Source organism: Pseudoalteromonas arabiensis, assembly GCF_001550155.1.
GTDB lineage: Bacteria > Pseudomonadota > Gammaproteobacteria > Enterobacterales > Alteromonadaceae > Pseudoalteromonas > Pseudoalteromonas arabiensis.
The window spans coordinates 282,207-303,811 of sequence record NZ_LRUF01000024.1; the positions used below are offsets into that span (position 1 = coordinate 282,207).

At 42.7% G+C, this 21,605-nt stretch carries 21 protein-coding genes; all 21 read left to right on the forward strand.

Annotation, left to right across the window (positions count from 1 at the left end; genetic code table 11):
- The first annotated feature begins 15 nt into the window (after nucleotides 1-15).
- Nucleotides 16-1,731 (forward strand): flagellar basal-body MS-ring/collar protein FliF, encoded by a 1,716-nt coding sequence (gene fliF, locus PAARA_RS14460; RefSeq protein ID WP_062569724.1) that lies wholly within the window; start codon nucleotides 16-18, stop codon nucleotides 1,729-1,731.
- Nucleotides 1,724-2,761 (forward strand): flagellar motor switch protein FliG, encoded by a 1,038-nt coding sequence (gene fliG, locus PAARA_RS14465; protein ID WP_062569725.1) that lies wholly within the window; start codon nucleotides 1,724-1,726, stop codon nucleotides 2,759-2,761. Before fliF ends, fliG begins: the two co-directional genes overlap by 8 nt.
- 3 nt (nucleotides 2,762-2,764) lie before the next feature.
- Nucleotides 2,765-3,583, forward strand: coding sequence for a flagellar assembly protein FliH (fliH, locus tag PAARA_RS14470; RefSeq protein ID WP_062569726.1), 819 nt, complete (start codon nucleotides 2,765-2,767; stop codon nucleotides 3,581-3,583).
- Nucleotides 3,584-3,601: 18 nt separating this feature from the next.
- On the forward strand, nucleotides 3,602-4,933 hold the full coding sequence (fliI, locus tag PAARA_RS14475) for a flagellar protein export ATPase FliI (protein ID WP_062569727.1): 1,332 nt from the start codon (nucleotides 3,602-3,604) through the stop codon (nucleotides 4,931-4,933).
- Nucleotides 4,933-5,388 (forward strand): flagellar export protein FliJ, encoded by a 456-nt coding sequence (gene fliJ, locus PAARA_RS14480; RefSeq protein ID WP_062569728.1) that lies wholly within the window; start codon nucleotides 4,933-4,935, stop codon nucleotides 5,386-5,388. The genes fliI and fliJ overlap by 1 nt, the downstream gene beginning before the upstream one ends.
- A gap of 92 nt (nucleotides 5,389-5,480) precedes the next feature.
- Nucleotides 5,481-7,310, forward strand: coding sequence for a flagellar hook-length control protein FliK (locus tag PAARA_RS14485; RefSeq protein WP_062569729.1), 1,830 nt, complete (start codon nucleotides 5,481-5,483; stop codon nucleotides 7,308-7,310).
- A 78-nt stretch (nucleotides 7,311-7,388) separates the two neighbouring features.
- Complete coding sequence (gene fliL / locus PAARA_RS14490) at nucleotides 7,389-7,913, forward strand: flagellar basal body-associated protein FliL (RefSeq protein WP_062569730.1); 525 nt, start codon at nucleotides 7,389-7,391, stop codon at nucleotides 7,911-7,913.
- A 9-nt stretch (nucleotides 7,914-7,922) separates the two neighbouring features.
- Nucleotides 7,923-9,014, forward strand: a complete 1,092-nt coding sequence (fliM, locus tag PAARA_RS14495; RefSeq protein WP_062569731.1) for a flagellar motor switch protein FliM — start codon at nucleotides 7,923-7,925, stop codon at nucleotides 9,012-9,014.
- A 22-nt stretch (nucleotides 9,015-9,036) separates the two neighbouring features.
- Entirely contained in the window at nucleotides 9,037-9,438 is a 402-nt protein-coding gene (gene fliN / locus PAARA_RS14500) for a flagellar motor switch protein FliN (RefSeq protein WP_062569732.1), read from the forward strand.
- Nucleotides 9,435-9,818, forward strand: coding sequence for a flagellar biosynthetic protein FliO (fliO, locus tag PAARA_RS14505; protein ID WP_062569733.1), 384 nt, complete (start codon nucleotides 9,435-9,437; stop codon nucleotides 9,816-9,818). Before fliN ends, fliO begins: the two co-directional genes overlap by 4 nt.
- Before the next feature lie 4 nt (nucleotides 9,819-9,822).
- Nucleotides 9,823-10,563, forward strand: a complete 741-nt coding sequence (fliP, locus tag PAARA_RS14510) for a flagellar type III secretion system pore protein FliP (RefSeq protein WP_062569734.1) — start codon at nucleotides 9,823-9,825, stop codon at nucleotides 10,561-10,563.
- A gap of 39 nt (nucleotides 10,564-10,602) precedes the next feature.
- Entirely contained in the window at nucleotides 10,603-10,872 is a 270-nt protein-coding gene (gene fliQ / locus PAARA_RS14515; protein ID WP_062569735.1) for a flagellar biosynthesis protein FliQ, read from the forward strand.
- Nucleotides 10,873-11,652 (forward strand): flagellar biosynthetic protein FliR, encoded by a 780-nt coding sequence (gene fliR, locus PAARA_RS14520; protein ID WP_062569736.1) that lies wholly within the window; start codon nucleotides 10,873-10,875, stop codon nucleotides 11,650-11,652. It abuts the gene before it with no gap.
- A 9-nt stretch (nucleotides 11,653-11,661) separates the two neighbouring features.
- Nucleotides 11,662-12,792 (forward strand): flagellar biosynthesis protein FlhB, encoded by a 1,131-nt coding sequence (flhB, locus tag PAARA_RS14525; RefSeq protein WP_062569737.1) that lies wholly within the window; start codon nucleotides 11,662-11,664, stop codon nucleotides 12,790-12,792.
- 71 nt (nucleotides 12,793-12,863) lie between these two features.
- Nucleotides 12,864-14,975, forward strand: a complete 2,112-nt coding sequence (gene flhA / locus PAARA_RS14530; protein ID WP_062569738.1) for a flagellar biosynthesis protein FlhA — start codon at nucleotides 12,864-12,866, stop codon at nucleotides 14,973-14,975.
- 20 nt (nucleotides 14,976-14,995) lie between these two features.
- Nucleotides 14,996-16,477: a flagellar biosynthesis GTPase FlhF gene (gene flhF, locus PAARA_RS14535; protein ID WP_062569739.1), complete on the forward strand. Its 1,482-nt coding sequence runs from the start codon at nucleotides 14,996-14,998 to the stop codon at nucleotides 16,475-16,477.
- Entirely contained in the window at nucleotides 16,470-17,330 is an 861-nt protein-coding gene (locus PAARA_RS14540) for a MinD/ParA family ATP-binding protein (RefSeq protein WP_062569740.1), read from the forward strand. The genes flhF and PAARA_RS14540 overlap by 8 nt, the downstream gene beginning before the upstream one ends.
- 26 nt (nucleotides 17,331-17,356) lie before the next feature.
- Complete coding sequence (locus PAARA_RS14545; RefSeq protein ID WP_062570035.1) at nucleotides 17,357-18,067, forward strand: RNA polymerase sigma factor FliA; 711 nt, start codon at nucleotides 17,357-17,359, stop codon at nucleotides 18,065-18,067.
- A 40-nt stretch (nucleotides 18,068-18,107) separates the two neighbouring features.
- The gene (cheY, locus tag PAARA_RS14550; protein ID WP_016708035.1) at nucleotides 18,108-18,491 is read left to right on the forward strand and encodes a chemotaxis response regulator CheY; all 384 of its coding nucleotides are present in this window, start codon (nucleotides 18,108-18,110) and stop codon (nucleotides 18,489-18,491) included.
- Between the two features lie 17 nt (nucleotides 18,492-18,508).
- Nucleotides 18,509-19,276 (forward strand): protein phosphatase CheZ, encoded by a 768-nt coding sequence (locus PAARA_RS14555; protein ID WP_062569741.1) that lies wholly within the window; start codon nucleotides 18,509-18,511, stop codon nucleotides 19,274-19,276.
- Nucleotides 19,277-19,291: 15 nt separating this feature from the next.
- Nucleotides 19,292-21,574, forward strand: a complete 2,283-nt coding sequence (locus PAARA_RS14560) for a chemotaxis protein CheA (protein ID WP_062569742.1) — start codon at nucleotides 19,292-19,294, stop codon at nucleotides 21,572-21,574.
- Nucleotides 21,575-21,605 lie beyond the last annotated feature (31 nt).

Below are 21,605 nucleotides of genomic sequence, written 5' to 3' on the forward strand. Positions count from 1 at the left end.
TAGTGGAGAATTATTGTGGCGCAATCTAATCAATCAACTGATCTAGCCTTAGCAGGTGGTGGAGTCGATTCACCTGATACTGAGGAACAACAAGAGCAAAAGTCTGGATACTTGAGTGCCCTGAACGGTGTGGATGTACTTCGTCAGGTTACGTTAGTTATTGCATTGGCTATCTGTTTGGCAATCGCTATTTTTATCATTATTTGGGCTCGTCAGCCTGATATGCGACCGCTTGGTAAAATGCCAACGGAAGAGCTTATTCAAACTCTCGACTTTTTAGATGCTCAAAAGATTGATTATGAATTAGATGGTAATGTCATTTCGGTTGAAGAAGGTGAATACCAAAATATTAAGCTATTGATGGCTCGTGAAGGCCTTGAGCAAGCGCCAAGCTCAGGTACTGACATCATCATGCAAGATATGGGATTTGGTGTAAGCCAACGCCTTGAACGTGAACGTTTAAAACATGGCCGTGAGCAGCAGCTTGCGCGCACCATTGAAGAGCTAAAAAATGTAACGCGCGCCAAAGTACTTTTAGCTATTCCAAAAGAAAACGTATTTGCTCGTCGTGAAAAACAGCCTTCTGCTACGGTGGTGCTAACGCTTAAGCGTGGCCGCACACTCGATGGTGAAGAAGTTGACTCAGTGGTTGATATTATTGCGTCAGCTGTACAAGGGCTGTCACCTGAGCGCGTTACAGTTACCGATCAAAATGGCCGTTTACTTAACTCAGGCTCACAAAATTCACTGGCAGCTCGCTCACGTAAAGAGTATGAAATTGAGCGCAAACGTGAAGAAGAATATCTTAATAAAATCGATAGTATCCTTATCCCTGTCGTGGGGTTAGGCAACTACACAGCGCAAGTAGATTTGAATATGGACTTTAGTGCCGTTGAAGAAACTCAAAAGCGCTTTAACCCAGATTTACCTGCCGTGCGCAGTGAAACAACGTTTGAAGAAAATAACATTGGTGGTTTAGCGGTTGGTATTCCTGGTGCCTTAACAAACCAGCCGCCTGTTAACTCTGATATCCCTGAGGTAGCGGGTCAAGGTGCTGCTGGCACAGCAACTAACCCAAGTCGCTCTCACAAAGAAGCAACCCGTAATTATGAGTTAGATACAACGATTTCACATAAACGTCAGCAAACAGGGGTTATCCGTCGTATTAGTGTATCTGTTGCCGTTGACTACGTGCCTCAAGTCGGTGAAAACGGTGAAACAACAATGGTACCGCGCTCGGTTGAGGCATTGTCAAATATCCGTCGCTTATTACAAGGTGGTGTTGGCTTTGATATGCAGCGTGGTGATGCGCTAGAAGTTGTAACCGTGCCTTTTGTTCGCCAAGACACAGGAGAAGCAATCGAAATACCACTGTGGGAACAAGAGTGGTTCATGAAAATGCTACGTTTAGCGCTGGGCGCCTTGGTAATCATTGTACTAATAATTGCTGTTGTTAAACCGATGCTGAAACGCTTAATTTACCCAGATGATACACTGGAAGAATATGATGAAGATGCGCTAAGCTCAGGTATAGATATTGGTGATAGTACGCTAGATATGCTAAATAAAGACTTTGACTCGGCTGCTGTAGGATTCTCAAGTGATGGTACACTACAGCTACCAGATTTACATGGCGATGAAGATTTACTTAAAGCAGTGCGAGCACTGGTAGCAAATGAGCCTGAATTGTCTTCACAAGTAGTGAAAGCGTGGTTAACAGAAGATGACTGATCAAGAAAAACAACTACCTGCGGCGTTTGATGTCGACAAATTAGACGGCGTAGATAAAGCCGCGATACTTTTGCTGAGTTTATCAGAAGAGGATGCAGCACAAATCCTAAAACACTTAGAGCCAAAACAGGTTCAAAAAGTCGGGATGGCAATGGCTGCGCTGGATGATTTATCGCAAGCAAAAATTAGCGCTGTACATAACTTGTTTATTGAACAAATTCAAAGCTTTAGTACTATTGGTTTCCAATCTGAAGACTTTATTAAGAAAGCACTAACCGCAGCCCTAGGTGAAGATAAAGCAGCAAGCTTAATCGATCAGATTGTAATGGGCTCAGGTGCGAAAGGCCTCGATTCGTTAAAATGGATGGACTCTAAACAGGTTGCTAATATTATTCGTAATGAGCACCCGCAGATCCAGACCATTGTGTTATCTTATTTAGAGCCAGAGCAGTCTGCGGAGATCTTGTCGCAGTTCCCAGAAAAAGTGCGCCTCGATTTAACCATGCGTATTGCTAACCTTGAAGAAGTTCAACCTGCTGCACTCCAAGAATTAAACGAAATCATGGAGAAACAGTTTGCTGGTCAAGCAGGTGCACAAGCAGCGAAAATGGGTGGCTTGAAAGCCGCGGCAGATATCATGAACTACCTAGATACGAATGTTGAAGGTCAGTTGATGGATTCAATCCGTGAGCATGACGAAGAAATGTCGCAACAAATCCAAGACTTAATGTTTGTCTTCGAAAACTTAATGGATGTAGAAGATAGAGGCATTCAAGCGATTCTTCGTGAAGTGCAACAAGATGTACTGATGAAAGCAATCAAAGGTACCGACGAAGCACTGAAAGAAAAGATCCTAAGCAATATGTCAAAACGTGCCGCAGAACTGCTTGCTGATGACTTAGAAGCAATGGGGCCTGTGCGTATTAGTGAAGTAGAAACGGCACAAAAAGAAATTCTGTCAACAGCACGTCGCTTAGCAGATTCAGGTGAAATTATGCTTGGTGGCGGTGGTGGAGAGGAGTTCCTGTAAATTATGGATAAACCATCACTTCACCGAGGTAAACCTGTTCACGCCAGTGAAGCGGTTGATGAACTTTTAGAAAATTGGCCAATTCCTGATGTTGAACAAGATACTCGCAAGTATGCGGGACGCTCTACTGCATTTGGCACGCCTTTAGCTGATTTATATCGTAAAGAGCAAGAAAAAGCACCCGCAAAGGAAGAGCCTGAAGAGCCAGAAATACCCGCATTAACAATGGCTGAGCTTGAAAAAATTCGTCAAGATGCGTTTGAGGAAGGTTTAAAGCAAGGCCATGAGCAAGGCTATATTGATGGTTTCGAAAAAGGTGTAGGTGAAGGAAAAGAAGCCGGCTACAAAGAAGGTGTAGAGTTAGGTAAAACCCAAGGCCAAGAAGAAGTTAAGCCTATAATTGAAGAGCAACTCACGATATTACGTGGCTTACTTGATAGCCTATCAAATCCTTTATCACAAGTTGATGAAAGCGCTGAAAAACAGCTCGTGCAACTGGCTGTGATGTTAAGTGAGTCACTGATTTATCAAGAAATTAAAACCTCGCCAGATATTGTTTTACATGCCTTAAAACAGGCGATAGATGCGCTAGGTGACGAACAAACAAAAGTACGTATTCACTTACACCCTGATGATATTAAACTCGTCACAGAAGGTTATGGTGAACAAACTGTTGCAGACAATCACTGGCAGTTAGTGGCAGAACCGACCCTTGAACGCGGCGGATGTGAAGTTAAAACACCTCAGTCATCGATAGATATGACCGTAAAAACCCGCGTCAAAGAAACATTGGAAAACTTTTTGCATAACAGTGGTATCTAACCACTTTTTAGGCTCAGTATGAGTAGTCAAACACCCCTTGGCGAACGTTTAAAGCGTTATGAAAAGCACATAAAAGTCAGTAAGCCTGCTGTCGCAGGCATTTTGACGCGCGTTGTCGGTTTAACTCTCGAAGCGAAAGGTCTTCGCGCACCGGTTGGTAGCCAGTGCAAAATTGAAACAATCAATGGTTATGTTGACGCTGAGGTTGTTGGTTTTAATGATCAAACCTTATATTTAATGCCAAATGATCATATTTCCGGCGTGTTACCTGGCGCACGGGTTATTCCCCAAGTTAACGAAACAGGCTTGCCTGTGGGTATGAGTCTACTCGGTCGTGTTATTGATGGTCTTGGTCGTCCACTTGACGGCTTAGGTGCAATTAAGGCTGAGCATTACCTGAAGTTTGCACAAAACGCGATTAACCCTCTTGCCAGACGTCCAATTAGCCAGCCAATGGATGTTGGGGTGCGGGCGATCAATTCCGTTATCACTGTTGGACAAGGTCAGCGTATGGGCTTATTTGCAGGCTCAGGTGTGGGTAAGTCAGTGTTACTGGGTATGATGACCAGAGGCTCAGAAGCCGATGTCATCGTAGTTGGTTTAGTGGGAGAACGTGGCCGTGAGGTAAAAGAATTTATTGAAGAAATTCTTGGTGTTGAAGGGCGTAAACGTTCTGTTGTTGTTGCTGCACCTGCTGATGCATCACCGCTTATGCGTTTAAAAGGCTGTGAAAGTGCCGTCACAATTGCCGAATATTTTCGTGATCAAGGTCTCAATGTGTTACTGCTGCTTGATTCAGTGACTCGTTACGCGATGGCGCAGCGTGAAATCGCGCTCGCTGTAGGTGAGCCTCCGGCAACAAAAGGTTATCCGCCTTCCGTATTTGCAAAATTACCCGCATTAGTTGAGCGTGCTGGTAACGGTGGTGAAGGGCAAGGTTCTATTACTGCATTTTTTACTGTGCTGAGCGAGGGGGATGACATGCAAGACCCTATTGCCGATTCTGCCCGTGCTATTTTGGATGGTCACATCGTGCTATCGCGAGACTTAGCTGATAGTGGTCATTATCCTGCCATCGATATTGAAAAGTCTATTTCACGGGTTATGCCGCAAGTTGTCTCAGAGCCGCATATGCAACAAGCAAGAGTGCTTAAACAAGTCTATTCTATGTACCAGCAGAATAAAGACATGATTACGCTGGGAGCTTATCAAAAAGGAACAGATCCTATGCTTGATCAAGCAATTAATATGATGCCAGCAGTGAATCAGTTTTTACAACAAGGCATGAAAGATGTGATCAGCTATGACGATGGCTTACAAGGCCTAGCACAACTGTTAGGACAAGCATAATGGCTAAAAATAAACTTGATTTATTACTAAAGCTTGAGAACGATAAAGAAGAATCACTGCGTATGGATTACTTAAAAGCACAGCAACACCTGCAAAGTAACCAACAAAAGCTACAAGGCTTAAATAACTTTCGTCTTGAATACTCACAGCAGTTGCATACTAAAGGGCGTTCAGGGTTATCAAGCGCAGGTTTTAGCCAGTACCACTCGTTTATTGCCAAAATAGAAGAAGCGATTCGTCAACAGGCAAGCACCGTGAATACTGCAAAGCAAGTTGTTGCGCAGCGAAAAACTCTGTGGTTAAAACAGCAAGTTAAAGCAAAAGCGGTTGCTAAGCTTATCGAAAAACAGGCAATTAAGCAGGCCGCGGCAGTCGCTAAAAGTGAGCAAAAAATGCTGGACGAGTTCGCTTCAAATCAATTCTATCAACGCCAGTTGAAAAATCCGACACTGTAATTTTTTAGGCATATAATTTGCATTTGTACTTGCTAGTAACATTTATTTTGGCACTTACGGCGGCAAATTGCCCCTTTATACTCAGGTGAATTATGGCGATCAGTGAAATTAATTTGCAAGTAAAAACAGAGCAAGGTACTGGTTTTTCAAGTAAAGAAACAGATTCTTCAGAGCAATCATCAGATGTAAGCTTTTTATCAACGCTTACACAAGCTCATGATGCGGCAAATGAAACCACCAGTAAGGATCGTCAAAGTGAACCTGTCAAACAAGTGGATGATTCAAAGCCGTCAGAAACAGCCGAAGATGAGCCAAAAAGCGAAAACAACACATTATTATCGCAAATTAATGCATCGCAAGCGATGAGTACCCACGTTAACGTCATCAATAACGCAGAAGCTGAGCAGCCAGCGAGTGCTGCTAATACACAAATTGCTAAACCTGATGGAACGCCAGTAAAAGACACGACTTCTGTTGCCAGCTTAATCGAAAAATCAAAAGTCGCGACAGCTGTTAATAACGAATTGAACGCCGCTAATTTACCGCCAAAAGATAAAGTTGAACCGGTGGTGGGTAAAGTTGCAGCTCAAAGTGATACGGTAATAGATAAGCAACTTAACACTGATGAGTTAAAAGTTGCTATGCAAAGTGAGCCAAAAGTGGCAGCAGAATTAACGAAAGCTGCGAACATTAGTGATGAACAAACAGTCCGTTTACTCGCTCAGCTACAAAAAGGAGATGGTCAAGCCGTCAGTCAATTAGCTAAAGAGCTTGCTTTATCACCAGAACAACAAGCCAAGTTGGAGCAGCAAGTAGCTGAATTAAAAGCGAGCGGCGAACTCAAAAACAGTGATATCAAAGCGATTAAATCACTGCTTAGTGAAGTATTGAACACTCACTCTAGTAATAACCCAGTTAAGCGTGACAATGCTTTACAAAACAATGAGCAAGTACTTGCAAATGAAAGTAAAGATACGACTAGTAAATTACCTCAATCAATAGAAAAACAAATAAGCGCACTGACTAAAAGTGAGCAACAAGTTTTATTGAATAAAGTGAATGAGCAGTTACACACATTGCCTGAAGATTCTGAGCAATATAACAAGTTATCCGCAGTGCAAGCACGTCTAACTGAGGCTGTAAATCATTCAGATAAGAGCGCCGCCACCACAAGCTATGCGGCGGTGCAGTCAAATAAAGACAGCACTTCGCGTTCAGAACTGGCATCAGCTAAGCCATCTGTTGATATGACTGCAGAGGCTGAACCACTAAGTGAAGCTGAGATCTTAGCTGTGAAGGAAGCAGCTAAAGAGCCTGCATCTGCACGTGTTGTGCAATTATTCAATCAATTAGCAACACAGACAACGACAGCACAAACCAGTGCCTATGAACTTGCAGCGCAGCAGCACGAACAAGCACTTGAGCTACAAAATATACAAACACAATCGGTACAACAGACGAGCAGTAAAACGGTGAGTGTTGACTCAGGCGTCATGCAAGCGATAAATATTGTAAAAAGTGACGCTGCTAAAATGTTGCAAGAGCGAGTCAGTGCACTATTAAATATCAATAATAAAGAAGCAGAAATTCGCCTCGACCCACCGGAAATGGGCAGTATGCACATTCGTATTCGCAGTGATGCAGAGCAAGCACAAATTAACTTTGTGGTTCAAAACCAGCAAGCGAAAGAAGCGCTTGAGCAATCAATGCCACGCCTGCGCGAAATGTTGGCGCAGCAAGGTATTGAGCTTGGTGAAAGTAGTATTCAACAAGGTGAATCTGGAGCGCAGCAAGACCCACAACAAGGGCAAGGGAATCTAGCGGGTAATCAACATGAAGAAGAAAGTCAGACTAGCACTGCTGCAACAAATGTCGAAACTTCTCGACAACAATCTTCATCATCAATAGATTACTATGCTTAAGTCCTGCTATTATAAGAAATAAATTAGTTACAGTATGTACTGCTTAAATAATATGCTGTAATCGTGAAGGAAGTGATAATGGCTGAAGATGTAAATTTAGAAATAGAAGATACCGGTAAAAGTAAGAAAAAGTTGATCATCATTATAGCCGTCGTTGCTATTGTGGTGGCAGCTGGCGCAGGTTATTTTCTATTTTCGGGTGATGATGCGCCCGCTGAGTCACTTGCCGATGAAACAACCGTAGCAAATAATGCTGCAGCACCTTCAAGCTCTGCAGAAGTGGGCTCTGCGCTCTATGTCGCGATGCCACGTCCATTTGTGTTCAATGTACCTGGTGCTAGTCGAGATCGTATAGTGCAAATAAAAGTGCAGCTTTTAGTGCGCGGCGAAGTCAATGAAGAAACAGCTAAAAAGCACATTCCTTTGATTGAGAGCACTTTATTAAGTGTACTTTCTACCACAACCGCCGACGAGTTGGGTACTAGCGAAGGGAAAGAAACGGTGCGAGTAGCTGCACTTGAAAAAGTTCAATCTGCATTAAACGATGTTGAGGGCAGTAAAGTGATTGAGCGGGTATTGTTTACCGGCTTTGTGATGCAATAAGGGGTCAGCGTGAGCGATTTACTATCCCAAGACGAAATTGATGCGCTATTACATGGTGTCGATGAAGTCGAAGAGGAAGATATTGGCGAAAGTGGTGATTCGGACAGTAGTACGCTTCAGTATGACTTTTCATCACAAGATCGTATTGTCCGTGGTCGTATGCCGACCTTGGAAATCGTCAACGAGCGCTTTGCAAGGCATATGCGGATCAGCTTATTTAACATGATGCGCCGTACCGCCGAAGTGTCTATCAACGGCGTGCAAATGATCAAGTTTGGCGAATACATCCATACTTTGTTTGTACCGACAAGTTTGAATATGGTGCGTTTTCGTCCCCTCAAGGGAACGGGGTTAATTACCATGGAAGCACGCTTAGTGTTTATTTTGGTAGATAACTTTTTTGGTGGAGATGGGCGTTATCATGCCAAAATAGAGGGCCGTGAATTTACCCCTACTGAACGTCGTATCGTACAAATGCTACTTAAAATAATCTTCGAAGATTATAAAGAAGCATGGGCACCTGTTATGGATGTGTCATTTGAATATCTTGACTCTGAAGTTAATCCCGCAATGGCAAACATCGTGAGCCCAACAGAGGTTGTGGTAATTAGCTCATTTCATATTGAGCTAGACGGTGGTGGCGGTGATTTTCATATTGCACTGCCTTACTCAATGCTTGAGCCGATTCGTGAGCTACTTGATGCCGGTGTACAATCTGATACTGAAGATACAGATTTACGTTGGAGTAAAGCATTACGTGATGAAATCATGGATGTTGAAGTTGATTTATCGACCCAACTACTTGAAGTCGATTTATCACTTGAACAAATAATGGAGCTTAAAGCAGGCGATATTATACCGGTTGAAATGCCGGAACATATCACAGTGTTTATTGAAGAGTTGCCAACCTTTAGGGCGAAAATGGGTCGCTCAAGGGATAATGTGGCACTTCAAATCAGCGAAAAAATTAAACGTCCTGAATCAGTTAAGTCGGAACTACATGTGTTTACAAAAGGTGGTAAAAAACTTGATTCAGATGCAGAATTAGCAGAACTAGAAGATGATTTGCACCTATCTGAAGGTGTTGATTTAGACTGGTAGTCGATTTATAAGGTTAAATATAATGAGTGATGATCAAGATACAATGGACGAATGGGCTGCGGCATTAGCCGAAGCTGAGGAAGCCGAAAATGGCACAGGTGAAGCTGCTGTCGCGGAACTTGATGAGCTTAAAGATGAAAAGCATGAACTGTCTGGCGAAGAAAAACGCAAGCTTGATACTATTTTAGATATTCCGGTTACTATTTCTATGGAAGTAGGGCGCTCTAAAATAAATATCCGTAACTTACTACAACTCAACCAAGGTTCAGTTGTTGAGTTAGACCGTGTTGCCGGTGAACCTCTTGATGTGTTAGTGAATGGCACCTTGATAGCGCACGGTGAGGTGGTCGTTGTTAATGATAAATTTGGTATTCGTCTTACAGATGTAATTAGCCAAGTTGAGCGAATTAAAAAACTACGATGATTACTTTAGCAGCACTAACAAGTGTAACCAGTACTGCAATGCCTACAGCATCACCGACGGCAGATATTCTGTCTATGGTGATGTCGCTATTTTTAGTACTTGTGGTTATTGTTGTACTTGCCTTTTTTGTCAAAAAACTTAACCCTAATCTAACCAACAGTGATGAGTTTAAGGTGATTCGTAGTTTACCGCTTGGTTCGCGAGAGCGTCTAATGGTGGTAGAGATAGATAACAGCCAGCACTTAATTGGTGTGACGCCTCATAGTATAAATTACCTACATAAGCTTGAAACACCGCTCAAAGAAAAGGAATTGCCTGAACTAGCAAAACGATTTGGCAGTTTACTTAACACTCAATCATCTCTAAATAAAAAGAACTAACGCTATGATCAAGTGGCTACTTATTTTAGCAAGTGTACTGTTTTTACCTTCTGTTCATGCTGAGGGTATCGAAGCACTCACCATTACAACGAATCCAGATGGCTCGCAAGATTACTCTGTAACCTTACAAGTCCTTGCAATTATGACTGCGCTGAGCTTCATTCCTGCCGCAGTTATTATGATGACCTCATTTACTCGCATCATTGTTGTGCTCGCTATTTTGCGTCAAGCAATCGGTTTACAACAAACACCCTCTAATCAAATATTACTTGGTATGTCGCTATTTTTGAGCATTTTCATCATGGCACCGATTTATCAGCAGGTAAATGAGCGGGCAATCGAGCCATATTTGAATGAGCAAGTGACGTCAGTACAGGCATTAGAGCTTGCAAAAGAGCCTATGAAAGCGTTTATGCTTTCCCAAGTACGTATTAAAGATCTTGAGACTTTTGCAAAGATAGCAGGTCACGATAAGCTTGACTCTCCAGAAGACACCCCGCTAATCGTGCTTATTCCTGCGTTTGTAACAAGTGAACTACAAACCGCATTTATTATCGGTTTTATGTTCTTTATACCGTTTCTCATCGTCGATTTGGTGGTTGCATCAGTACTCATGGCAATGGGTATGATGATGTTGTCGCCAATGATTGTATCTTTACCCTTTAAAATTATGCTGTTTGTTTTAGTCGATGGTTGGAGTCTTGTGATGGGGACCCTTGCAAAGAGCTTTGGTCTAGGGGTCTAGCGATGCTTAATGTGACCAATAGCAACTAGGAGCGATACGATGGAACCAGAAATCTTTGTTGATATTCTCAGTGGCGCACTTTTCTTAGTGATTAAATTAGTCTCGGCAATCGTTGTACCTGGTTTATTAGTGGGACTGGTTGTGGCTGTTTTCCAAGCGGCTACATCAATTAATGAGCAAACGTTAAGCTTTTTACCGCGTTTATTGATAACAATTAGCGCATTAATAATTGGTGGACATTGGTTTACTCAAGAGTTGATGGATTACTTTAATGGTTTAGTGTTATCAATTCCAGAGATTGCAGGGTAAATGGAATTTCCATTTGCAGTGGTCATTCAGTGGTTAAGTGACTTCTTACTACCACTGGTGCGCATTAGCTCCATGATTATGATAATGGCGGGCTTGGGCGCAAAAAACGTTCCTGCACGTATAAAATTAGGTTTGGCGGTAGTTATAACCTTAGTAGCCGTGCCTGTATTACCTCCGACGAGTTTTACTAACTTGTTTTCGTTTGAAATGATACTGGTCGTTATTCAACAAATGTTGATTGGTGTTGCTATTGGCTTTGCATCTGTTTTGCTGCTCAATACCTTTGTGCTGGCAGGGCAAATATTGGCAATGCAAACCGGTCTTGGTTTTGCGTCAGTCGTTGACCCTTCAAATGGTTTAAGCGTACCTGCTGTGGGTCAATTTTATCTCATATTAGCAACGTTATTGTTTTTTGTGTTCAATGGGCATTTGATGATGATTCAAATGGTCATCCACAGCTTTCAAGTTTTACCAATTGATGGTAGCTGGTGGTCAGTGGACCATTACTGGGATATCGTCACTTGGGGTGGCTGGATGTTCACCACAGCCCTCGTTTTAGCCTTGGCGCCATTGACTGCTATGCTAGTCATTAACATGTCGTTTGGGGTGATGACACGTGCAGCACCACAGCTTAATATTTTCTCAATTGGTTTTCCGTTCACCTTAGTGGCCGGTCTTGTGATCATTTGGGCGACGCTGGGTAACTTTATGACCCAGTTCGAGTTCCAGTGGCTGAAAATGGTTGAGTTGATGTGTAGCCTTGTTGGTTGTACCCCTTAGGAGCGCACTATGGCTGAAGATTCAGGTCAAGAAAAAACCGAAGAACCCACCAGTAAAAAAATAGAAGACGCGAAGAAAAAAGGTCAAGTAGCTCGTTCGAAAGAGCTTGGTACAATGTTTGTTCTCATGTTTTCTGCTATTTCGCTGCTTTTGTACGGGCCAGAAATTGGCAAAGGTTTGTATAACGTGATGGGGCGATTGCTTAGCTTAAATCGTAATGAAACCTATGACACCACAAAAATGTTCTCGGTTTGGGGGGTTGTGGGTGATGCCTTGCTCTTTCCTATGGCGATGTTTGTTTTTATCATCGTTATTGCTGCTTTTATTGGTAATACCTTATTGGGGGGCTTTAATTTTAGTTGGAAAGCCGCTGCGCCTAAAGCCAACAAAATGTCTCCAGCTAAAGGCATAAAACGTATGCTAGGCCCACAAGCGGGGGTTGAATTGGTGAAGTCGCTATTAAAATTTGCGGTTGTGGCTGGTTTTGCAGTGTTTTTAATTAATACCTTTTTCGATGAGATACTGCATCTGAGTATAGAAAGTGCGCCTGGTAATATTATCCACTCCCTTGAGATTTTATCGTGGATGTTTTTAGGACTGACATGTACTTTAATTGTTATTGCAGCTATCGATGCGCCTTACCAAAGTCATAAGCATCATAAAGAGCTAAAAATGACGCTTCAAGAAGTCAAAGATGAGTATAAAAACTCAGAAGGTGACCCACAAATAAAAGCACGTATTCGTCGTACGCAACGAGAAATGTCGCAACGACGGATGATGCAAGATGTGCCTGATGCGGATGTTATTGTAACCAACCCGACTCACTACTCTGTTGCCATTAAATATGACACAGCAAAAGCAGGGGCGCCTATCGTGCTTGCTAAAGGCCTTGATGAGCTTGCTATGCAGATTCGTAAAGTGGGTAAGGGTAATGATGTCCCTATCGTTGAGTCGCCAGTACTGACGCGTGCGCTTTATCATACGACAGAAGTTGGGCAGCAGATACCCGATCAACTGTTCACCGCGGTTGCCCAAGTACTTGCCTATGTATTTCAGCTAAAACGCTTCAAAAAAGGCCGTGGTAAACGCCCAATCCCTCTGAATAAAAAACTGCCAATACCTGATGATTATAAATATTAGCGAGTCGCTTTGTAACTTGGAATAGTTATTGCAAATTCCGTGTAGTGTCAATTTTTTGAAATTGTTGAATTATGGAATTTAAAGCGGTATTACAACAACTTAATAAAGATAAAAAAGAGTATGCTAAAGGTGTGGGTACACCATTACTAGTGCTAGCTGCGCTAGGTATGGTGATTTTACCACTGCCACCTTTTCTTTTAGATATTCTTTTTTCGTTTAATATCGCGCTCGCACTTGTGGTACTTCTGGTCACGGTTTATACCATGAAGCCACTTGAGTTTGGTATGTTTCCAGCCGTATTGTTAATCGCCACGATTATGCGCCTTGCACTCAATGTTGCCAGTACCCGTGTTGTGCTACTTGAAGGTCACAACGGTGGTGACGCAGCAGGTAAGGTTATCGAAGCATTTGGCTCGGTGGTGATAGGTGGTAACTATGCCGTAGGTTTAGTGGTCTTCCTTATCCTTATTATCATTAACTTTGTTGTTATCACCAAAGGTGCAGGCCGTATTTCTGAAGTGTCAGCACGTTTCACCCTAGATGCAATGCCAGGTAAACAAATGGCGATTGACGCCGATTTAAATGCCGGTTTTATCAGTGCAGAACAAGCGCGTGAGCGCCGTGATGAAGTAACCCGTGAAGCTGATTTTTACGGTTCAATGGACGGTGCAAGTAAGTTCGTTAAAGGCGATGCCATCGCCGGTATCGTGATACTTGTAATCAATATTGTTGGTGGTTTATTTGTTGGTATGATCCAGCACGACTTAAGCTTTAGTCGAGCGATGGAGGTTTATACTCTGCTAACGATTGGTGATGGCCTAGTAGCGCAATTACCATCACTGTTACTTTCAATTGGTACGGCGATTGTTGTGACGCGTCAAAATGAGTCGCACAACATGGGGGAGCAGTTTAAAACTCAGTTAGGTAACGAAAAATCTTTATATATTGCATCGGGCATTCTAATCACCATGGGTTTAGTGCCAGGTATGCCGCATATCGCATTCTTAAGCTTAGGTGCATTGCTTGGCTATCTTGCATATTTCACGCAAAAACAAAAAGCAAAAGCCGAAGCCGAGCAAGCAGAAATCGAAGCAAATGGCGGAGCACCAGGCACCGGTGTTGCTAATAAACAAGAGCAAAAAGAGCTGGGCTGGGATGATGTTCAGCAAGTAGATGTTATTGGTCTAGAGGTTGGTTATCGTTTAATTCCACTTGTGGACCAATCACAAGGTGGAGAACTACTTAATCGCATTAAAGGCGTGCGTAAAAAGCTATCTCAAGAACTTGGTTTCTTAGTACCTCCTGTGCATATTCGCGATAACTTAGAGCTCGATCCAAATGCCTATCGCATCACGATGATGGGTGTATCAAGTGGTGAAGGTGAATTAAAGCACGGTGATGAGCTGGCAATTAACCCAGGTCAAGTATTTGGCCCAATCAAAGGTGTTGAGACAAAAGATCCTGCATTTGGCCTTGATGCAGTATGGATCAAGCCAGATCAAAAAGACGAAGCCCAATCTCTTGGTTATACGGTTGTTGATTCTGCGACTGTGGTTGCTACACACATCAGTCAGTTGCTAACGAACAGCGCAGCCTTGCTACTTGGTCACGAAGAAGTGCAAAACTTATTAGACATGCTAGCGAAGAGCCACCCACGTCTTGTTGAAGGTTTGGTGCCTGACGTTCTACCACTCACAACCGTTGTAAAAGTACTACAAAATTTACTTAATGAAGGGGTGGCAATTCGCGATATGCGCTCGATTGTTCAAACCCTTGTTGAATATGGCCCACGTAGCCAAGACCCTGATGTACTAACAGCTGCAGTACGAATTTCACTGCGTAGACTTATCGTTCAAGACGCTGTTGGTATGTCTTCTGAGATCCCTGTCATAACCTTGGCGCCTGAGTTGGAACAGATGTTGCATCAGTCACTTCAAAATGCAGGTGACGAAGGTGCCGGAATAGAACCAAGCCTTGCAGAGCGACTTCAGCAATCATTGAATGAAGCGCATCAAAACCAAGAAATGGCCGGTGAACCTTCAATACTGTTAACGTCAGGAATGTTACGTACTGTGTTATCTCGTTTTGTTAAGTACACGATTCCAGGTTTAAGGGTCATGTCTTATCAAGAGGTACCAGACGAAAGACAGATTAAGATTGTCAGCTCAGTAGGCCAACAATAGGATAGTAAAGGGGTTGAACCATGAAAATTAAACGTTTTTTTGCTAAAGATATGCGCACTGCACTTAAAGAAGTGAAAGATGAATTAGGTGTTGATGCGGTTATTATGTCAAATAAAAAGCTCGCTAACGGTGTTGAAATTGTTGCAGCTGTAGATTATGACAAGGCAGCCCCTAAAGCTGAAGCAGCGCCCGTAGCAGTGCAATCAAAACCTGCGCCACAGCCTAATTTTGTTAAGCCTGAGCCAATGCGTGCTAAACCTGAGCCGCAAGCACAAGTTGCCGATAGCCTACAAGCGTTACTTGAGCGCCAAGCCCCACGCCCTCGTTCGCCTGAGCTTGCATCTATGTTTAGCCAATCTGGTATCGATACGAGCGAACACTATCAACCTAAAGAGCCTAGTTTTCAACAGCAACAACCTGAGTATGCTCAAAAGCCACGCTACCAAGAACAAGCTGCACCTCGCATGCAAACGCAAGCCCATAGCCTAGGTTTTGATGATGACTTAGATGCAGGCTTTGATGATTTAGATTCACCGGTAGAACAGAAAAACTCTGCGCCTGCTAACCAATCAGAAATGGCGACAATGCGTGAAGAAATGAATGCGATTCGTCAATTACTCGAACATCAAGTATCGGGCTTAATGCAGCAAGATATGGCACGTCGTGATCCAACTCGTGCGTGTATGATTGACCGTTTAGCGGGGATGGGAATTGAGCGTGATGTTGCTGAGCAAATGGCGTGTTTTATTCCAGACGATGTTTCACGTCAACAAGCTTGGCAAGCACTCCTGCAAATGGTTGAAAACCAAATGCACACCACCAATAACGAAATCTTACGTCAAGGCGGCGTGTTTGCACTTGTTGGGCCTACAGGGGTTGGTAAAACAACCACCGTTGCTAAGCTTGCTGCGTTAGGAGCCCAAAAATACGGTGCCGACAAAGTTGCATTAATTACGACGGATACATACCGGATTGGTGCCTACGAACAACTTGCTACCTATGGCCGTATTATTGGCTGTGGTGTTAAACAAGTAAAAGATGCAAATGAATTGGCTGAAGTGCTATACCATTTACGTAATAAGCGACTAGTATTAATAGACACAGCGGGAATGAGCCAACGTGATTTACGCTTGACTGAGCAGCTTAATACACTAATGCGTAATCAGCGAGTCGATATTCGTAGTTACTTAGTATTAAGTGCTACAGCACAAATAAATGTGTTGCAAGAAACCGTAAGACACTTTAAAAAGGTGCAACTAAGTGGTTGTATATTCACTAAGTTGGATGAATCGCTAAGTTTAGGTGAGATTATCAGCATAGCGATTCAAAATCGTCTTCCGATAGGGTATCTTACTAATGGTCAGCGAGTTCCAGAGGATATTCGTGTTGCAAATGCCGAAAAACTAGTGAAAAAGGCTGAGCAATTGTATTTAAAACGAGCAAAAGCACAACATTCACGACGTCAAGCAGTAGCGTCGAGCACAGTAGGGATGTATGATTAACACAGTATTAGATCAAGCAAGCGGCCTGCGCAAAATGAATCAAAATAATAATAGTGGCGTTAAAGTTATCGCTGTGACTGGTGGCAAAGGTGGTGTGGGTAAAACCAATGTTTCACTAAATACCGCTATTGCACTCGGTCAGCAAGGAAATCGAGTATTAGTACTTGATGCCGATTTGGGATTGGCAAATTGTGACGTCATGCTTGGCCTTCGTGTTGAACGTAACTTATCTCATGTTTTATCTGGCGAATGTGAGCTAGATGAAATCCTTGTTGAAGGCCCTGCGGGGATTAAAATAGTCCCTGCAACCTCTGGTTCGCAGAGCATGGTGGAACTAAGCCCTTCTGAGCATGCCGGCCTTATCCGCGCTTTTAGCGAGTTAAATACAGAGTTTGATATCTTAATTGTTGATACCGCCGCGGGTATTTCCGACATGGTATTAAGCTTTTCACGTGCAGCACAAGATGTCGTTGTGGTTGTATGTGATGAACCTACCTCCATAACCGACGCCTATGCACTTATTAAAGTACTGAGCCGTGAACATGGTGTATATAAATTTAAAATTGTTGCCAATATGGTCCGCAGTATGCGTGAAGGCCAAGAATTGTTTGCTAAACTATCAAAAGTAACCGATCGTTTCTTGGATGTATCTATGGAATTAGTTGCAACAATACCGTATGACGAAAATATGCGTAAATCGACTCGACGCCAAAAAGTGATTGTTGAGTTGTTTCCTAGTTCGCCAGCAGCAGTCGCATTTAAAACATTAGCAACAAAAGCAGTTAAGTGGCCAATACCGAATCAACCATCCGGTCATTTAGAATTTTTTATTGAAAAACTAGTAAACGGCTAACTATGACAACATCGGTGAATAAAGCGATGGGATATCAATCAGCAAACAATTTGAATGCGATTGTCGAAAAGCATGCCTCTTTAGTCAAAAAAGTGGCATGCCATTTAATTGCTCGTTTACCCGCCAGTGTTCAATTAGACGATTTAATTCAATCAGGCATGATTGGCCTTATAGAAGCATCAAAAAACTTTGATGCAGGCAAAGGAGCGAGCTTTGAAACCTTCGCTGGTATACGCATTCGCGGTGCGATGCTTGATGAAATTCGTCGCGGGGATTGGGCGCCTCGCTCTGTTCACCGAAATGCACGCCTCGTTGCTGAAACCATAGCCGCACTAGAAAGTACTTTAAATCGAGAACCCAAAGATACAGAAGTTGCTGAAAAACTTGATATTACGCTCGATGAGTACCATCATATCTTACATGATGTAAATTCTAGTAAAGTTCTGGGTATTGAGGATTTAGGTGTTGATGAAGACGTTATTACACCTATGGGGCAAGATTTAGCACTAGACAAACCGTTTAATAACGTTAAAAATGAACGGTTTAACCAATCTCTATTAACGGCTATTCAATCGTTACCGGAAAGAGATGCACTTGTTTTATCTTTGTATTACAACGATGAAATGAATTTAAAAGAAATAGGGCACATACTCGACGTAAGTGAATCGCGTGTGAGTCAAATACATGGTCAGGCGATGATTAAGCTCAAAGCAAAAATCAATGACTGGATTAATTAGTAGTAAGTAAATATAGGTTCAAACCTCACCGGAGGATGTTTTGGATAAAAACATGAAAATTCTTGTTGTTGATGATTTTTCTACAATGAGACGTATCATTAAAAACCTGTTAAGGGATTTAGGTTTCACCAATGTGCAGGAAGCTGATGATGGTTCAACAGCATTACCAATGCTACAAAATCAAGAATTTGATTTTGTTGTCACCGATTGGAACATGCCAGGTATGCAAGGTATTGATTTATTGAGAGCTATTCGTGCCGACGACAGCCTAAAGCATATTCCAGTGCTCATGGTGACAGCTGAAGCGAAAAAAGAACAAATTGTTGCTGCTGCTCAAGCGGGTGTAAATGGTTATATCGTTAAACCATTCACTGCTGCGACACTGAAAACCAAATTGGAAAAAGTGTTTGAACGTTTAGGTTAATCTAAGGGGAGAGGCTTATGTCAGCACTTGCTGCGCCTCAAATAAGTTTAGAGCAAGCTCGTCAACTTGTTGAGTATCTTGAAAATGGTGAACAAGAAAAAGCGGATAAGCTAATACTTGACACAGCATCAAAAGAACAATCAGAGCTGTTTGCAGAAATTGGTAAATTAACGCGACAACTTCATGAAGCGCTAAAAAACTTTGATCTCGATACGCGTTTAACTGGCTTAACAACGGAAGCAATACCCGATGCTAAACAGCGCTTAAATTATGTCATGGAAATGACAGAAAGCGCCGCTAATAAGACCATGGATGCAGTGGAAGCAAGTTTGCCAATTGCTCAGCAACTTGCAGACGATATAGCGACGATAAAACCTACGTGGGATCGTTTGATGAATCGAGAAATTGAGCTCGGTGAATTTAAATCGCTATGTCATAGCTTAGATAAGTTTATGAACAGCTCGCAAACTAAAACAGATGAGTTACAAGGCTTGATGACGAATGTGCTGATGGCACAAGATTATCAAGACTTAACAGGGCAAGTTATACGCCGAGTCATCGAATTAGTACGCGAAGTAGAAGACAGTTTAATCAATCTTTTAACTGTGTTTGGCAGTCAAGAAGATGGTCATCAAAAACAAGAAAAACAGGCCATAGAACAAGCACCTGCACAAAGCGATACGCTTGCAGGTCCTGAAGGGCCAATTATTGATAAAGAGTCTCGCGATGATGTTGTCTCAGGACAAGATGAAGTTGATGATCTATTATCAAGTCTGGGCTTCTAAGAGGAGAGTAGCTGCATGAGCTTTGAAGTCGATGAAGATATTTTACAGGATTTCCTAGTTGAAGCTGGAGAAATCTTAGAGCTTTTGTCAGAGCAATTAGTCGAACTGGAAAATAACCCAGAAGATAAAGATTTATTAAATGCCATTTTTAGGGGCTTCCATACCGTAAAAGGTGGGGCTGGCTTCTTAAGCATGACAGAACTTGTTGATGCATGTCATGGCGCCGAAAATGTCTTTGATTTATTACGACAAGGCGGGCGTACTGTTACATCTGAATTAATGGATGTTATTTTACAGGCACTCGATACAATAAATGAGATGTTTACGACCATCCAGAACCGTGAGCAACCAGAGCCTGCGGATCCTGCCCTCCTTGAAGCCCTTCACAAATTAAGTCATCCACCGAGCGCAGAAGAACTTGCTGGTGAAGACACATCAATTACAGAGGGTGTCAGTGCGGCACCAGAAGAGCCCGTTGTTGAAGAGCCTATCATTGATAGCCCAGAAGTAACTGCTGATGTGGCAACGGATAACGTTGATGAAGACGACCCGTTTGCATTTGATATGTTGTTTGATGGTGGTTTGGCTGATACCCAGCCTGAAGCACAAAATATTGATGAAATTACTGAAGACGAATTTGAAAGCTTACTTGATGAACTCCATGGTAAAGGGCAAAGCCCAGCAGCCGTAGAGGCAGAAAAAGTAAGTAATAATAGTGATGATATCACTGATGATGAATTTGATAGCTTATTAGATGAACTGCACGGAGTAGGTAGCTTTGGTGAAGTAAAATCAACTAGCACACCAGAACAAGTGCCGACTGAAAAGCCTGTCAGTACAGTATCAGCGCCTGCTGGTAGTGAGAGTGACGATGAAATTAGTGATGATGAATTTGAAGCATTGCTGGATGAGTTACATGGTAAAGGAACAGCGCCTAAGTCACTAGAGTCTTCATCACCAGCACAGCCTACAGAGCCAAAAGCGCCAGAAGTAGCTAAAGCTGAGCCTAGTAAACCAGTGCCGCAAGCAAAACCAGCAACCCCTGCGCCAGCAAAAGCGGCTCAACCAGCCCCTGTTGCAGCTAAAGCAGAACCTAAGCCAAGTGCCGCTGCGAAAAAAGCACCTGCACCACAGGCAGAAACGACGGTACGTGTTGATACTAAACGTCTTGACGAGATTATGAACATGGTTGGTGAACTGGTGCTTGTTCGTAACCGTTTAGTTAGTCTTGCTAATAATACCAACAGTGAATCTATGGGTAAGGCTATCTCGAATTTAGATGTTGTCACAGCAGACTTACAAGGTGCTGTGATGAAGACACGCATGCAGCCAATCAAGAAAGTATTCGGCCGCTTCCCTCGCGTTGTTCGTGACTTAGCTCGTAGCTTGAAAAAAGATATTAATCTGCTGTTGGTGGGTGAAGATACCGATTTAGATAAAAACTTAGTTGAAGCCCTTGCTGATCCACTTGTGCATTTGGTTCGTAACTCAGTTGACCATGGTATTGAAATGCCTGATGTGCGTGAGGCCGCAGGTAAACCTCGTACAGGGACTGTGACGCTATCAGCATCACAAGAAGGCGATCATATCTTACTTACCATCCGTGATGATGGTGCCGGTATGGACGCCGAGAAATTGAAAAAGATAGCAATCAGTAAAGGTGTTATTGACCATGACCAAGCTAGCAGACTCTCTGATACAGAGGCCTACAATTTAATTTTTGCTCCTGGCTTCTCAACGAAAGAAGAGATTTCTGATATTTCGGGCCGTGGTGTGGGTATGGATGTGGTGAAAACCAAGATCACCCAACTAAATGGCTCAGTTAATATCCAGTCAGAACTCGGAGTCGGTACTGTACTTGAAATTAAAGTACCGCTTACATTGGCTATTCTTCCAACATTAATGGTTATTGTTGGAGAACAAACATTTGCGTTACCACTTGCAGGTGTTAGTGAAATTTTTCACCTTGACCTAACTAAGACGAATGTGGTCGATGGGCAGCTGACGATTATTGTTCGCCAGAAAGCCATTCCACTCTTTTACCTCGAACATTGGTTAGTGAAAGGTGCAAATAGCCAAGAACGCAAAGCCGAAGGACATGTTGTTATTGTTCAAATAGGTACGAAACAGGTAGGCTTTGTTGTTGACTCGTTGATAGGTCAAGAAGAAGTCGTTATTAAGCCGCTTGATGCTTTATTACAAGGTACACCAGGCATGGCGGGTGCGACGATTACCTCTGATGGTGGGATTGCACTTATTTTAGATGTGCCAAGCATGCTAAAACATTACGTTGGCTAGCATTATTTAAACTCACTATTTTAAGTGCGCG